Raw genomic sequence first — 13,504 nt, forward strand, 5'->3', positions numbered from 1 at the left:
CCGACACCCCGCTGCCCGGGGTCGACCCGCGCGCCTTCGGGCGCGGCGCGGTGCTGCGGCCGCTGATGGGCCGGCGCTCCGCCCGCCCCGAGCCCTCCGCCGCCCCGGCCCGTCCGCAGGCCTCCGCGGCCGTCGTCCGCTCCTCCGCGCGGGGGCGCCGGCTGGTCTTCGCCGCCGCGGGCGCCTTCTCCGTCGCCGCGGTGACGCTCGGCGGCGTCGGCGGGCTCAGCGCGCAGGGCGAGCAGAACCACGGCACCACCGTCAGCCCGCCCGGCACGGGCAGCGGGCGCGGCGGCGGACTCGTCCCGATGAACGCGCAGGTCCCGGTGGACTTCCCCGGCCGCCCGGTCGCCGCGACCCGCGAGGCGACCCCGCAGGGCTCCCCGGAGCGCAACCCCGGGGGCGTCGCGGCGCTGCGCCAGCAGACCCGCTAGAGCGGCCCTCGAAGAACACCGCCGTTCCGCTCCGGACGGCCTCGGCCACCGGCAGGTCTTTACCACGGCTTCATCCCAGCGTGGACCAGGGACTCGCCGGTGGCCATTACCCTGTAGGAACCGTCGTCCGACGAGCTAGGGAGCAAAGGTGTTCAGCGACGTAGGTGGGCTGGAGCTCCTCACGCTCGTGGTGATGGCGATCATCATCTTCGGCCCGGACAAGCTGCCGAAGCTGATCCAGGACACCATGGGCTTCATCCGGAAGGTCCGCTCCTTCGCCGACACCGCGAAGGAGGACATCCGCAGCGAGCTGGGCCCCGACTTCCAGGACTTCGAGTTCGAGGACCTGAACCCCAAGACCTTCGTGCGTAAGCAGCTCATGGGCGGCCAGGAGGACCCGCTGGGCCTCAAGGAGATGAAGGACTCGCTGGACATCCGCTCCGTCCTGGACGACAAGCCCGCGGCGCCCGTCAACGGCCGCAGCGGCAGCGTCAGCTTCGAGAAGTCGGCGCCGGCCCCGGCCTCCGCCGGTGCCCCGCTGGCACCCGGCGAGCGGCCCCCGTTCGACCCCGACGCCACCTGATCCGCGCCCCGTACGGCGGCTGCTCCGCGCCCCGTACGGCGCCCCGGCTCCGCGCCACCGCCCCGCCCGGCCACCCGGCTGAGCGGGGCGGCGGCGTGTGCGCCGCTATTGTGCTGATTGTTCTCGCTGAGCCGTCCGTCACACCGCGCCCCGTCGCGGACCAGGAACGGCCCCGGGGAGCGCCGAGGTACGCCACCATGGGAGCGCGCCACGGCAGGCAAACGTGTGTTTGAGGAGGCCCGGGGATGGACGCGACGAGTCAGGCGGGAGGGGCGACGGCCACGGCCGGAGCCCCGGTGGTCGGCGGGCAGGCCGGCCCGGCGGACCCGCTGGTGCCCTACCTGTCCGCCGACTTCCCCTGGTACGGGCTGGACGAGGGCTGGACCGGCCGCCGCTTCCTGGTGCAGGCCGGCGCCGGCCCCCGCACCGCGGGCAGCGTGGACTACGGCTCGCTCGGCCACGGCGAGGAGCCGGCCAAGCAGTACGAGCCGCGCGACGTACGGAAGTTCGCCGTCGTGGTCACCGTGGCCCGCCGGGACAGCCGCCGCAGCGCCGACAACACCGGCACCCTGGAGGCGACCTCCGCCTCCTCCGCCGCGTGGCTGGCCGGCTCCGGCCTGCTCGCCGCGACCTGGCCCGGGCAGCTGGACCGGGCGCTGCGCCAGGACTGGCTGGACCAGCAGAGCAGCCTGGCCTGGGACCTCGCCGACGATCTGGCCGGCCCCGGCTGGTCCACCCTCAGCCTGCCGGTCAACGGCCTGCCGCAGCCCTTCCGCTACCGCGAGTCCGAGTACGGCTGGGTGCTGGCCGGCGAGGCCCCCGGGGTCCTGCTCGGCGCCTACGGGCGCGGGGTCAGCGCCTACGGCATCGGCTTCTCCACCGTCCCGGACCTGGCCGCCTACACCCGGCCGTAGGACGGCCCGGAGAGACGGCCCGGGCAACGTTCTTCCCAGGCCGTCTCCGGGCCGTCCGCGGGTCCTGCGAGGCCGACCGGCGCCGGCGGTGTGCCCGCCGGTCAGCGGGTCGAAGGGGAGTCCGCCCGCGGACCGGCGGGTCGCCGGATCAGAACTTGTTCTTGGGCGTCAGGCCCAGCGACATCCCGGACAGTCCGCGCTGGCGGCCGCCGAGCTTGCCGGCCACCGCGCGCAGGGCGGCGCCGGCCGGGGAGTCGGGCGCGGCGAGCACGACCGGGCGGCCGTCGTCGCCGCCCTCGCGCAGCCGCACGTCGATCGGGATCGAGCCGAGCACCGGGACGGTCGCCCCGACGGTGCGGGTGAGCGCGTCCGCGACGGTCTGGCCGCCGCCGGTGCCGAAGACGTCGATCATCTCGTCGCAGTGCGGGCACGGCATGCCGGACATGTTCTCGATCACGCCGACGATCTTCTGGTGGGTCTGCACCGCGATGGTGCCGGCCCGCTCGGCCACCTCGGCGGCGGCCATCTGCGGGGTGGTGACGATCAGGATCTCCGCGTTGGGGACCAGCTGGGCCACCGAGATCGCGATGTCGCCGGTGCCGGGCGGCAGGTCCAGCAGCAGCACGTCCAGGTCGCCCCAGTAGACGTCGGCGAGGAACTGCTGGAGCGCGCGGTGCAGCATCGGGCCGCGCCAGACCACCGGGGCGTTGCCCGGGGTGAACATGCCGATCGAGATGACCTTCACGCCGTTCGCCTGCGGCGGCATGATCATGTCCTGGACCTGGGTCGGCCGGCCCTCGACGCCGAGCATGCGCGGCACGCTGTGGCCGTAGATGTCGGCGTCCACCACGGCGACCTTCAGCCCGTCGGCGGCCATCGCGGCCGCCAGGTTGACGGTCACCGAGGACTTGCCGACACCGCCCTTGCCGGACGCGACGGCGTAGACCCGGGTCAGCGTGCCCGGCTTGGCGAACGGGATCTCCCGCTCGGGGGCGCCGCCGCGCAGCAGCTGGGACAGCTCCTTGCGCTGCTCGTCGCTCATCACGTCGAGCTCGACCTCGACGCCGGTCACACCGGGGACCTTCCCGACCGCCTCGCGCACCCGGGTGACGATGGTGTCGCGCATCGGGCAGCCGGAGACCGTCAGGTAGACCGCGACGCGCACCGCGCCGCCCTCGGCGATCTCGACCGATTTCACCATGCCGATCTCGGTGATCGGACGGTTGATCTCCGGGTCGTTGACGGTCGCCAGCGCCTGGCGTACGGACTCCTCCGTGACGCCGGCCGCGACCTCTGTCTCGTTGGCCATGCCTTGATGGTACGGCGCTCGGCGGGGTCCTTAACCGGTCGGTAGCGTGCCGCGGGTCACAGCGGTTCGGGGGCGTCCCGGCGCTCGTCGATCTCCTTGAGCAGGGACTGGAGTTCGGATCGGATGAAGTCCCGGGTGGCGACCTCGCCGAGCCCGTGCCGCAGGGCCGCGACCTCGCGGGTCAGGTACTCGGTGTCGGCGATGTTGCGGTCGCTGCGGGCCCGGTCCTGCTCCATGTTGACCCGGTCCCGGTTGTCCTGGCGGTTCTGCGCCAGCAGGATCAGCGGGGCCGCGTACGAGGCCTGCAGGGACAGCGCCAGGGTCAGGAAGATGAACGGGTACTCGTCGAAGCGCACGCTCGTCGGCAGCAGGGTGTTCCACGCTATCCAGACGACGACCACGACCGTCATCCAGACGATGAACCGACCGGTGCCGAGGAAACGGGCGATCCGCTCGGACAGGACGCCGAAGGCCTCCGGGTCGTAGGAGGGCAGCGAGAGCAGACCGGGGCGCGCGGTGCGCGGCTGGTCGAGCCGGGTGCGGCCGGTGCCGGTGATCGGCGCGGTCTCCGCGCGCCGGTCCCGGGCGCCCTCGCGGGTGCGCAGCTCGCGCAGCTGCCGCAGCCGGCGCAGTTCGCCCTGGAGGCGCCGGCGCGCGGAGTCGTCCGGCCGTCCGTTGCGGTCACCGTCCACCGGTCACTCCCTCCCTCTCGTCCTGGTGGACGTCGTCCGGGTGCGGCGCGGCGTCGCGCCAGTCCTCCGGCAGCAGGTGGTCGAGCACGTCGTCGACGGTCACCGCGCCGAGCAGGTGGTCCGCCTCGTCCACGACCGGGGCGGCGACCAGGTTGTAGGTCGCCAGGTAGCTGGTGATCAGCGACAGCGGGGTGTCCGGCGGCAGCGGGTCCAGGTCGTCGTCCACCAGCGAGCCGACCAGGACGTACGGGGGCTCGCGCAGCAGCCGCTGGAAGTGCACGGTGCCCAGGTAGCGGCCGGTCGGGGTCTCGTTCGGCGGGCGGCAGACGAAGACCTGCGCGGCCAGCGCGGGCTTGTGGTCGCTGACCCGGACCCGGGCCAGCGCCTCGGCGACCGTCGCGTCCGGCTCCAGCACGATCGGCTCGGTGGTCATCAGACCGCCGGCGGTGTCCTCCTCGTACGTCAGCAGGCGGCGCACCGGCGCGGCCTCGTCCGGCTCCATCAGCTGGAGCAGCCGCTCGGCCTCGTCGCCGGGCAGCTCGGAGAGCAGGTCGGCGGCGTCGTCCGGGTCCATCGCCTCCAGGACGTCGGCGGCGCGCTCCTCCTGGAGCTTGCCGATGATCTCGACCTGGTCGTCCTCGGGCAGCTCCTCCAGGACGTCGGCCAGCCGCTCGTCGTCCAGGGCGGCGGCCACCTCGGCCCGGCGCTTGGCGGACAGGTGGTGCAGCACGCTGGCGAGGTCGGCGGGGCGCAGCTGCTCGAAGGTGGCGAGCAGGTTGGCCGCGCCCTGGTCCTGCTCGGGGAGCGAGAAGCCGGTGACGTCCTGCCAGTCGAGGGTGAGCCGCTCGCCCCGGCCCTTGCGCAGCCGGCCGGCCCGGCCGACCTGGACGAAGACCTTGCTGACCTCCCATTCGCGCAGCCGGGTCTGCACCATGCCGACGTCCAGCACGGTGACCTCCTCACCGGTCTTGGACCAGGTGACGGTGCGGTCCAGCAGCTCGGCGAGCACCAGGGTCTCGGACGGGCGCTGCTCGAAGCGGCGCAGGTTGATCACGCCGGTGGTGAGCACCTGGCCGGACTCCAGGCTGGTCACCCGGGTCATCGGCAGGAAGATCCGGCGCCGGCCGACCACCTCGACCACCAGGCCGAGCACGCGCGGCGGGCGGCCGCCGAGCCGCAGCGACACGACCACGTCCCGGACCCGCCCGACCTGGTCGCCGTTCGGGTCGAAGACCGCGATGGCGGACAGATGGGAGATGAAGACCCGGGTACCTGGCCCTGCCATGGACTCCCTCGACTCGCTCGACGCCGTACCGGATGCGCCGGGGGCGCACTCGCGGCCAAGGCTACCCGCGTGTTCCGGGCCCGGCCGGGAGGCACGGTAGCGGCCGGACGAGTCCTGGGCATGAACCTTTAACGGCGCTTGAACAGCAGTTTGGGCAGGCCGGCCGGGATCGGCAGCCGGGTGGTGGCCGGGGTGGGCATCGGCTGCGCGGCGTGCGAGCCGTCGGGCATCGCCCCGGGGTGCTCGGTGAGCGGGCCGGCCGGCTCCAGCCGCAGCACCCGGCACTCGCGGGCCCAGCGGACGGTGATGGCGTCGGTGTCGGGCGCGTTCAGCCGCTTGCCCTTGAGTTCGTCGACGGCGCCCAGCCAGGCCTCGCCGTCCGGGGCGAGTTCGACCACCCGGGCGTTCCAGCCGGTCAGCCGGCCGCCCTTGTCCTTGCTGCGGACGGTGACCACGGCCCCGGTGCCGGGCTCCAGGCCGTGCAGCGGCTGCTCGGCGCCTCCGCCGACCACGACGACCGCGCCGTCGTGCCAGGCGTGCCACAGCGGCCGGGCGTGCTCCTGCCCGTCCGCGCGCACCCAGAGCAGACCGGACTTCTTCGCGGCCTCCTCCAGCAGGGCCTGGTCGAGGAAGTCGTCGGCGGTCGCGGCGGCGGGCGTACGGTCCATGGCCGACAGCGTACGGCTTCCGCCGCCGGCCGGGTGTCTCAGCTTCCGGGCGACAGTTCCATTGCGCCGCCACGGGCCTTACCGTATGACCGCCCCCGTACGGCCACGCCCGTACGACCGCCCCGCCCCCGCGACCAGCAAGGAGCGCCGTGCCCGCCGCCCGGCCCGCGACCGCCCCCTCCGGCGCCCCAGCGACCGCCCCCTCCGCGACCGCCGGCCCCGGCCCGGCGCACCCGCTCCCCACCCTCGACCTGCTGCTGCTCGCCGTCTCGATCGGCGGCATCTCGCTGTCCGGCCCGCTGATCAGCGCCACCGCCGCGCCCGCGCTGGCGATCGCCCTCTGGCGCAACGTCATGTCGGTCGGCGTCCTCGGCCCGTACGCGCTGCTGCGCCACCGCGCCGAGCTGCGCGGGATCGGCCGGCGGGCGCTGCTGCTCGCGGTGGCCGCCGGGACGCTGCTCGCCGTGCACTTCGCGCTCTGGATGCCCAGCCTGCGGATGACCTCGGTGGCCTCGGCCACCGCGCTGGTCACCACCACCCCGCTGTGGACCATCCTGCTGATGCGGCTGATGGGCGTCCGGGCGCCGCGGACGGTCTGGCTCGGCACGGTCGTCGCCTTCGCCGGCGTGCTGGTGCTCACCGGCGTGGACCTCTCGCTCTCCCCGCGCGCGCTGCTCGGCGACGCGCTCGCGCTCGCCGCCGGACTGGCCGCGGCCGGGTACATGCTGCTGGGCGCCGAGGTCCGCAGGACCGTCAGCACCACCGCGTACACCCTGGTCTGCTACGCCACCACGGCGGTGGTGCTGCTGGGGATCTGCCTGGCCGCCGGAACGCCGCTGGCCGGGTGGCCGGCCGGGGTGTGGTGGCAGATCGTGCTGCTGATGGTCGCCGCCCAGCTGCTCGGCCACTCGCTGAGCAACCGGGTGGTGCGCAGCCTCGGGCCGTCGATCACCTCCACCGCGATCCTGCTGGAGACCCCGGGCGCGGCGCTGATCGCCGCCCTCTGGCTGGGCCAGTGGCCGCCGGCGGCCGCCTACCCGGCGGTGGTGCTGATCCTGCTCGGCCTGGTCCTGGTCGCCCGCGGCGGACGGCGCTGAGCGCGGGCGGCCGTCAGAGCCAGCCGTTGCGGCGGAAGCCCCGGTACATCCCGAAGCAGATCAGCACGATCGCGCCGAGCACCGTCGGATAGCCGTACTTGTGGTGCAGCTCCGGCATGTACTCGAAGTTCATGCCGTAGACGCCGGTGATCATGGTGGGCACCGCGAAGATCGCCGCCCAGGCGGTGATCTTGCGCATGTCCTCGTTCTGCGCCACCGAGACCTGCGCCAGGTTCGCCTGCAGCAGCGAGTTCAGCAGCTCGTCGAAGCCGTGCACCTGCTCGGCGACCCGGGCCAGGTGGTCGGCGACGTCCCGGAAGTACTTCTGGATGTCCGGGTCGACCAGCCGCTGGAGCGGCTCGGACAGCTGCTGCATCGGACGCAGCAGCGGCACCACGGCACGCTTGAACTCCAGGACCTCGCGCTTGAGTTGATAGACCCGTCCGACGTCGGCGCTGCGCCCGCCCTTGGCCGAGAAGACGCCGTACTCGATCTCGTCCACGTCGTTCTGGAGCCGCTCGGCGACCAGCAGGTAGTTGTCCACCACGTGGTCGGCGATCGCGTGCAGCACCGCCGCCGGGCCCTTGGCGAGCAGTCCCGCCTCGTCCGCGTCGGCCTCCAGCCGGTGGCGCAGCTCCTGCAGCGAGCCGTGGCCGCCGTGCCGGACGGTGATCACGAAGTCCCGGCCGGCGAAGACCATCAGCTCGCCCGTCTCCACCACCTCGCTGGTGGGCGTGAGCTGGTCGTGCTCGACGTAGCGGATGGTCTTGAAGACGGCGAACAGCACGTCGTCGTAGCGCTCGACCTTGGGCCGCTGGTGCGCGTGCACCGCGTCCTCGACCGCGAGCGGGTGCAGGCCGAAGCGCTGGGCGATCCCCTCGAACTCGGCCTCGGTCGGCTCGTGCAGCCCGATCCAGCTGAACGAGCCCTCGCCCTCGGGGAGTTGGTGGGCGGCCTTGACCCGGCGGGCGGCCTCGCGCGGGCTGCACGTCTCGCCCCTGCGCTTGCCGTGCTGGTAGACCGCGCAGTCCACGACCGCCGAACCGGCGTCCTCGGGCAGGGCGTCGTAGACGCCGGCCGCACCGCGGCGGCGGTTGGTGCGGACGGCGGCGCGCAGGCTGTTGATCATCGACATGGCAGGCTCCCAGAGGCAGGAACCGTCGCGCGGCGGCACGGAGGAAGAACGTTCGGCCGCGGTACGACGGCGGAGAACACCGGTGGAACGGGGGATGAAAGTGCTCTCCCGGCCGGTCCGTCCGCCGTGGGGCCTGCGCCCGGGGCTACCGCGGCTGATTCAGCCGGTTGGGCCTGCGGGGCGCGGGGTACGGGGAAGTCGGGGCCGGGCAGAGCTGCCGGTACTGCATGGTCGGCCGGTATCCACCGCAACCACCTCCTTCGCGCCGCCGCCCCGGGACGAAACGATCCCGGTGGCCAGTCGCTCACCCTAACATCTGACCGGGCGTCGAGCCCGAGGGGTTCCCGGAGGTTTCCGAAGGCTTTACGGGATCCTTGTACGGCCCCTACCCGGGGCCTGCTCGGCCCGCCCGCACGCGGCCCGCGAACCCCGGGGGGTTACGCTCACCGGCATGGCGCACGACTTCCCGCTCTTCGGCGACCCCCACGGCGGCAGCTCCCCGGAGCTCTCCCGGGAGGCGGTGCTGGCCGCCGTCGAGGCCCGGCTGATCTCCACCTTCGGCGAGCCGAGCGGCCGCGCCGCGGTCACCTTCCTCGGTGCCGACCGGATCGAGGTGCTGCGCTTCGGCCCGGACGCCGAGGGCCTGGTGCGGTACGCGACGCTCGGCATGTCCGCCGCGCCGATGGCCGACCCGACCGCGCCGGTCGCCGACCAACTGCGCGGCCCGCGCGTCGAACTGGTGCTGACCGTCCGGGGCGGGCACGACAGCGTGCTGCGCACCCTGGCCACCTTCGCCGCCACCCCGCAGGTCGAGGGCCTGGTGCTGGCCCCGGGCGGCTCGCTGGACCTCGGCTCCCCGCTCTGGGACGGCGCCCCCTTCACCTCGGTGCTCGCGGCCGAACCGGGCGGCCTGGTCGAGGACCTGGAACTGGCCGACCCGGCCGACCCGGTCCGCTTCCTGCCGCTGCTGCCGATGACGCCCAACGAGGCGGGCTGGAAGCGGGTGCACGGCGCGGCCGCGCTCCAGGAGCGCTGGCTCGACCAGGGCGCCGACCTGCGCGACCCGGACCGGCGCGGCGTCCGGCTGGACTGAACCGGCGCCCGGTCGGGCGGGCCGGGTGCGCGGCTGCGTCGGCGTCGGGATCGGGACCAGGGGACGCTGAGTCCCCTGGTCCGCGGTTCGCGGTTCGCTGGTTCGCGTCCGCTCAGCGCTCGATCGGCCGCGCGCCGGTGGCCTGCGCGAGCAGCGCCCCGTACACCTCCGGGTCGGTGGTGTGCTCGCCGAGCCGCACCGTCTTGCGGCTGCCGTGGTAGTCGCTGGAGCCGGTGACCAGCAGGCCGAGCTCGCCGGCCAGGCCGCGCAGCCGCACCCTGGTCTCCTCGTCGTGGTCGGTGTGGTCGACCTCCAGCCCGGCCAGCCCGGCCGCCGCGAGGTCGGCGATCACCTGGTCGGAGACCGTCCGGCCGCGCTTGACGGCGCCCGGGTGGGCGAACACCGGCACCCCGCCGGCCGCCCGCACCAGCCGCACCGCCACGACCGGGTCGGTCTCGTGCTTGCGGACGTCCGCCCGCCCGCCGTTGGCCAGCCAGTCGGCGGTGAAGGCGTCCGAGACGGTGGCCACCACGCCCGCCTCGACCAGCGCGCTGGCGATGTGCGGCCGGCCGACCGAGCCGGCCCCGGCGATCCGCCGCACCTGCTCCCAGCTGATGTCCGCGCCGAGCTCCCGGCAACGTTCCACGATCGCCCGCCCGCGCCGGAACCGGTCGGTGCGCACCAGGTCCCGCTCGCGGGCGAACTCCGGCTCCTCGGGGTCGAACAGGTACGCCAGCAGGTGCATGCTGATGCCGTCCACGGCGCAGGACAGCTCGGCGCCGGGCACGACGGTCAGCCGGGTGCCCGCGGGCAGGGCGCGCACCGCCCCGGCGGCCTCGGCGTGGCCGGCCACGGTGTCGTGGTCGGTCAGCGCCACCACGTCGAGGCCCGCGGCGGCGGCCGCCGCGACCAGCTCGGCCGGGCTGTCGGTGCCGTCGGAGGCGTTGCTGTGGGCGTGCAGGTCGATGCGCACGGATCTGGCTCCCGGGTGCTCGTGGGTGCGGCCCAGGATAGGCCGGCGGTCAGCCGAGCAGCCGGGGGGAGAGCGCCCCGCAGGGGAGCAGGTCCAGTTCGGCGCCGGCCTCGCGCAGGTCGGTGAGCACCAGTTCGTCGTACATGACCAGGGCGGACTGCTCGGGCCAGGCGACGGCCCAGAGCCACAGCCCGCGGGCCTCGCCGACGAACACCGCGCGGTCGGCCGGGGCGTCCGGGACGTGGAACATCGGGGTGGGCCGACCGGCGGCCATCAGCTTGGCGTCGGCGGGCTTGTAGAGGCCGACGGAGTCGCCCGGGTCGGGGCCGGGCAGTCCGGCGTACCGGGCGCCGAGACCGACCCCCAGCTCCTCGGCGACCAGCACCAGCTCGCCGAAGCCGCCGAGCGGGGCCGGCCCCGAGCAGGCGACGGCGGTGGCCCGGGCGCCCGAGACGTCGTCGCCGACGTGGGCGATGCCGGTGTAGAGCCAGCCGACCGGCAGCGGCCAGGGCAGCCAGACCGGGACCTGGGATCGGGCGACGGCGACGCCGAGGGCCTCCACGCTCGGCGGCAGTACGGGCTGCATCGGGTGCACGGCTCCGTGCCGGTCGCACTGCCAGGTGTCTGAGAACAGACCGGGGGCGCGGACCCGACCGGCGCACCTCGGGCAGCTTGGCTCGCCCCTCATAGCCGTCAACGCTCCTCCCTCCGGACCGCCGCGTCAAGGACGATCACCCGTACGGAGGGCTCGGCGGCACCTGTCGGTGGCGGGCGCCCGAACCGGCGCTGGGTGGGCGCGGCGCGGGCGGTTCCCGTTGGGGGATGTCCCGTCCCGGGCGGTGGCAAACGTCCGGGGACCCGACCCCGGAAACACTGACGCCCCGTCATCGGCGAATGCGGTGACGGGGCGTCAGTCGGGTATCGGAACGTCCGGATCGGACGCCCCCGGTTCGTCGGCGGCGGGTGCGGGCTCGTGCCCGGAGTCGCCGCGCCTGGTCAGACGGTCGGGCACGGACGGATGAGCAGGCGCTCGCCGGTGCGGGCGGCGGCGTCGACGACCTCGCGCACGGTGGCGGCGTCGGCGATCAGGCGGTCGGCGGCGGAGCCGTTGGCATCGTCGAGTCGGACGATCTCGAAGCGCATGGTCTTCGTCATGGGCGTCTCCTTTCCTGGCCCCGCGGGGCGGGGCGGTCGCGGCTGAGTCGGTATCAGCCCTTTCGGGGTCCTGCGGATCCGGCGGTGAGGCCGGACCGGGCGGGTCGTGGTCGCGGATGGGGCGGTCTGCTGCGGCAAGGGCCCCCCTTGCTTGCCTGGTGCGTCCAGTGCCTCGTGAGCCACGGTGACGTGGCGATGCTTCCGGGCCGTTGCCCGTCCGTGAAGTCCGGGTTTCGGGTGAGGGTGCCGAGCGGAAGGCCGGCGATGATTCCCGGACAGAATCAAAGATTACCGTAACTAACGACTTTTGTCCTGTGGTGAAGCTGATCGAAATTGGAGAAGTGGTACAGACCACTTTCGGCGGGCCGGGGGAACCGGGCCGGGGCGACGCGCGTCCGTGCGGTCCGGTCTCAGGCCCAGAACGCGGTCAGCGCCTCGGCCGTGGCGGCCGGCCGCTCGGCGTTGGGGGAGTGGCCGGCGTCCGCCACCAGCACCCGGCGGGCGCCCAGACGCTCGGCCATCGCGGTCTGCTCCGGAACCGGCCAGGCGTAGTCCCGCACCCCGGACAGCACCAGCATCGGCAGCCCGGAGGCGGCGTCGGCCAGCTCCGCCACCCGGTCCGGCGCGGCCACCAGGTGACCGCCGGTGACGGACAGCGCCCGCGGCACGTTGGCCAGCCAGCGCCGGTGCAGGAACTCCGCGACGGCCGGTTCCAGGTTCGGCCGCGGTTTCCCGCTCTCCGCCTCCAGCTGCCGCATGACCTGCCAGATCTGCTCCAGGTCCATGCCCCGCAGGGCGTCCAGCAGCAGCCTGGTGCGGGCCGCCTCCGCCGGGTCGATCGCGCCCGGGCCGGTGGACATCAGGGTCAGCGACCGCCAGGGCAGCGGGCCGCCCCCGGCGGCCGCGGCGAGCACCGCCTCGCGCACCACCTGACCGCCGAAGGAGTGCCCCAGCAGGTGCAGGGGCGTGCCGTCGGCCGCCAGCGCCCCGGTGAGCGCCCTCACGTCCGCGCCGAGCGCCCCGACGCCGTACGCGGCCGGGTCGTCCGGGCCGCCGGTCTGGTACTGCCCGCGCTGGTCCACGGCCGTCACCCGGTACCCGGCGGCCGCCAGCGGCTCCAGCAGCCCGATGAAGTCCTCCTTGCTGCCGGTGAACCCCGGCACCAGCAGCGCCGAGCCGCGCACCGGCCCGGCCGGCTCCGCCCGCAGCGCCGCGAACTCCCCGCGCCCGGTCACCACCCGTTCGGCCCGGGCGCACCCGGGCAGGGTCAGAAACGGCGGCGTGCTCATGGGCGGCTCTCCCTGCTGTCCCACCGGTGACCTGCTGTCCTGCCGGAGACGCCCCGACGCCCCGAGCTTAGGGCGTCCCGCCGATCGTTCCCGGGTGCGCGACGGCTCCCCCGGCCTCCGGCCGGGAGGTGCCCCCGCCTCCGGCCTGCGGGCGCGCACCCCGCCGCCGCGCCCGCTCTCCGGGCGGACGACGGGGCGGACGACGGACCCAGGGGCCGGGAACGCCCGAGGGGGCGGGCCGGGCCGGGTGGCCTGGCCCGCCCCCTCGGGGGAGACACGGAGGTGTCAGCTCTCCGGGGTGGTCTCCGCGGGCGCGGCGGCCTTGCGGGTGCGGGTGCGCTTGCGCGGAGCCGGGACCTCGGCGGCGGCCTCGGCGGCCGGGGCCTCCGGGGCGGTCTCGGCGACGGCCTTCGGCTTGCGGGCGCGGGTGGCCTTCTTGGCCGGGGCGGGGGCCTCGGCGGCGTCGGCGGCGGCCTCGGCGACCGGAGCCGCCTCGACGGCCTCGGCCTTCGGCTTGCGGGCGCGGGTGGCCTTCTTCGCCGGGGCCGGAGCCTCGGTGGCCTCGGTCACCGGAGCCTCCGCGGCGGCCTCGACGGCCTCCGCCTTCGGCTTCCGGGTCCGGGCGCGGGTGGCCTTCTTGGCCGGGGCGGGGGCCTCGGCGGCGTCGGCGACGGCCTCGGCGACCGGAGCCTCCACGACGGCCTCGGCGACCGGGGCGGCGGCCTCGACGGCCTCCGCCTTCGGCTTCCGGGTCCGGGCGCGGGTGGCCTTCTTGGCCGGGGCCGGAGCCTCGACGGCCTCGGCGACCGCCTCCGCGGCGGCCTCGACGACCGCGACGGCCTCGGCCACGACGGCCTCGGCGGCCGGGGTCGCCTCG

General features: G+C 74.9%; 13 protein-coding genes and 2 pseudogenes. 5 read left to right on the forward strand and 10 right to left on the reverse strand.

Going from position 1 to position 13,504, the window contains the following annotated elements:
• The 3 genes and pseudogenes from AB0E96_RS29075 to AB0E96_RS29085 all read left to right on the forward strand — a co-directional run.
• Positions 1–434, forward strand: a pseudogene (locus AB0E96_RS29075) (hypothetical protein); the annotation flags it as partial.
• Positions 435–582: 148 nt separating this feature from the next.
• Positions 583–1,017: a sec-independent translocase gene (locus tag AB0E96_RS29080; protein ID WP_359828650.1), complete on the forward strand. Its 435-nt coding sequence runs from the start codon at positions 583–585 to the stop codon at positions 1,015–1,017.
• Between the two features lie 245 nt (positions 1,018–1,262).
• A complete protein-coding gene (locus AB0E96_RS29085; protein ID WP_359828651.1) occupies positions 1,263–1,931 on the forward strand; it encodes a hypothetical protein in 669 nt (222 codons plus the stop codon).
• 148 nt (positions 1,932–2,079) lie between these two features.
• Here AB0E96_RS29085 and AB0E96_RS29090 read toward each other — a convergent pair whose 3' ends face one another.
• From AB0E96_RS29090 to AB0E96_RS29105, 4 genes are all read right to left on the reverse strand, one after another.
• Entirely contained in the window at positions 2,080–3,240 is a 1,161-nt protein-coding gene (locus tag AB0E96_RS29090) for an Mrp/NBP35 family ATP-binding protein (RefSeq protein WP_030061543.1), read from the reverse strand.
• A gap of 56 nt (positions 3,241–3,296) precedes the next feature.
• A complete protein-coding gene (locus AB0E96_RS29095; protein ID WP_359828658.1) occupies positions 3,297–3,797 on the reverse strand; it encodes a DUF1003 domain-containing protein in 501 nt (166 codons plus the stop codon).
• 124 nt (positions 3,798–3,921) lie between these two features.
• On the reverse strand, positions 3,922–5,217 hold the full coding sequence (locus tag AB0E96_RS29100; RefSeq protein ID WP_359828652.1) for a CBS domain-containing protein: 1,296 nt from the start codon (positions 5,215–5,217) through the stop codon (positions 3,922–3,924).
• Positions 5,218–5,345: 128 nt separating this feature from the next.
• Positions 5,346–5,885 (reverse strand): hypothetical protein, encoded by a 540-nt coding sequence (locus AB0E96_RS29105; RefSeq protein WP_359828653.1) that lies wholly within the window; start codon positions 5,883–5,885, stop codon positions 5,346–5,348.
• A 251-nt stretch (positions 5,886–6,136) separates the two neighbouring features.
• Between AB0E96_RS29105 and AB0E96_RS29110 the strand changes: the two genes are divergently transcribed.
• On the forward strand, positions 6,137–6,982 hold the full coding sequence (locus tag AB0E96_RS29110; RefSeq protein WP_359828659.1) for a DMT family transporter: 846 nt from the start codon (positions 6,137–6,139) through the stop codon (positions 6,980–6,982).
• Between the two features lie 13 nt (positions 6,983–6,995).
• Here AB0E96_RS29110 and corA read toward each other — a convergent pair whose 3' ends face one another.
• A complete protein-coding gene (gene corA, locus AB0E96_RS29115) occupies positions 6,996–8,117 on the reverse strand; it encodes a magnesium/cobalt transporter CorA (protein ID WP_359828654.1) in 1,122 nt (373 codons plus the stop codon).
• 451 nt (positions 8,118–8,568) lie between these two features.
• Here corA and AB0E96_RS29120 point away from each other — a divergent pair, with 451 nt between their 5' ends.
• On the forward strand, positions 8,569–9,210 hold the full coding sequence (locus AB0E96_RS29120; protein ID WP_359828655.1) for a suppressor of fused domain protein: 642 nt from the start codon (positions 8,569–8,571) through the stop codon (positions 9,208–9,210).
• A gap of 112 nt (positions 9,211–9,322) precedes the next feature.
• Here AB0E96_RS29120 and AB0E96_RS29125 read toward each other — a convergent pair whose 3' ends face one another.
• The 5 genes and pseudogenes from AB0E96_RS29125 to AB0E96_RS29145 all read right to left on the reverse strand — a co-directional run.
• Positions 9,323–10,183 (reverse strand): PHP domain-containing protein, encoded by an 861-nt coding sequence (locus AB0E96_RS29125; protein ID WP_359828656.1) that lies wholly within the window; start codon positions 10,181–10,183, stop codon positions 9,323–9,325.
• Positions 10,184–10,232: 49 nt separating this feature from the next.
• Complete coding sequence (locus AB0E96_RS29130) at positions 10,233–10,871, reverse strand: DUF6758 family protein (protein WP_355257481.1); 639 nt, start codon at positions 10,869–10,871, stop codon at positions 10,233–10,235.
• 308 nt (positions 10,872–11,179) lie between these two features.
• Positions 11,180–11,338 carry a hypothetical protein gene (locus AB0E96_RS29135; RefSeq protein WP_359828661.1) on the reverse strand — a complete coding sequence of 53 codons (159 nt, stop codon included), beginning with the start codon at positions 11,336–11,338 and terminating at the stop codon, positions 11,180–11,182.
• 410 nt (positions 11,339–11,748) lie between these two features.
• Positions 11,749–12,627 (reverse strand): alpha/beta fold hydrolase, encoded by an 879-nt coding sequence (locus AB0E96_RS29140; RefSeq protein ID WP_359828657.1) that lies wholly within the window; start codon positions 12,625–12,627, stop codon positions 11,749–11,751.
• 285 nt (positions 12,628–12,912) lie between these two features.
• Positions 12,913–13,504: pseudogene (locus AB0E96_RS29145) on the reverse strand (ribonuclease E/G); the annotation flags it as partial.

This window comes from Kitasatospora sp. NPDC036755 (genome assembly GCF_040636595.1).
In the GTDB taxonomy this organism is placed as follows: domain Bacteria; phylum Actinomycetota; class Actinomycetes; order Streptomycetales; family Streptomycetaceae; genus Kitasatospora.

Bases quoted from the DNA above. Each gene is read 5' to 3' on its own strand.
- AB0E96_RS29090 (WP_030061543.1), bottom strand. From the start codon at position 3,240: ATGGCCAACGAGACAGAGGTCGCGGCCGGCGTCACGGAGGAGTCCGTA.
- AB0E96_RS29105 (WP_359828653.1), bottom strand. From the start codon at position 5,885: ATGGACCGTACGCCCGCCGCCGCGACCGCCGACGACTTCCTCGACCAG.
- AB0E96_RS29130 (WP_355257481.1), bottom strand. From the start codon at position 10,871: ATGAGGGGCGAGCCAAGCTGCCCGAGGTGCGCCGGTCGGGTCCGCGCC.
- AB0E96_RS29135 (WP_359828661.1), bottom strand. From the start codon at position 11,338: ATGACGAAGACCATGCGCTTCGAGATCGTCCGACTCGACGATGCCAAC.
- corA (WP_359828654.1), bottom strand. From the start codon at position 8,117: ATGTCGATGATCAACAGCCTGCGCGCCGCCGTCCGCACCAACCGCCGC.
- AB0E96_RS29085 (WP_359828651.1), top strand. From the start codon at position 1,263: ATGGACGCGACGAGTCAGGCGGGAGGGGCGACGGCCACGGCCGGAGCC.
- AB0E96_RS29140 (WP_359828657.1), bottom strand. From the start codon at position 12,627: ATGAGCACGCCGCCGTTTCTGACCCTGCCCGGGTGCGCCCGGGCCGAA.
- AB0E96_RS29100 (WP_359828652.1), bottom strand. From the start codon at position 5,217: ATGGCAGGGCCAGGTACCCGGGTCTTCATCTCCCATCTGTCCGCCATC.
- AB0E96_RS29120 (WP_359828655.1), top strand. From the start codon at position 8,569: ATGGCGCACGACTTCCCGCTCTTCGGCGACCCCCACGGCGGCAGCTCC.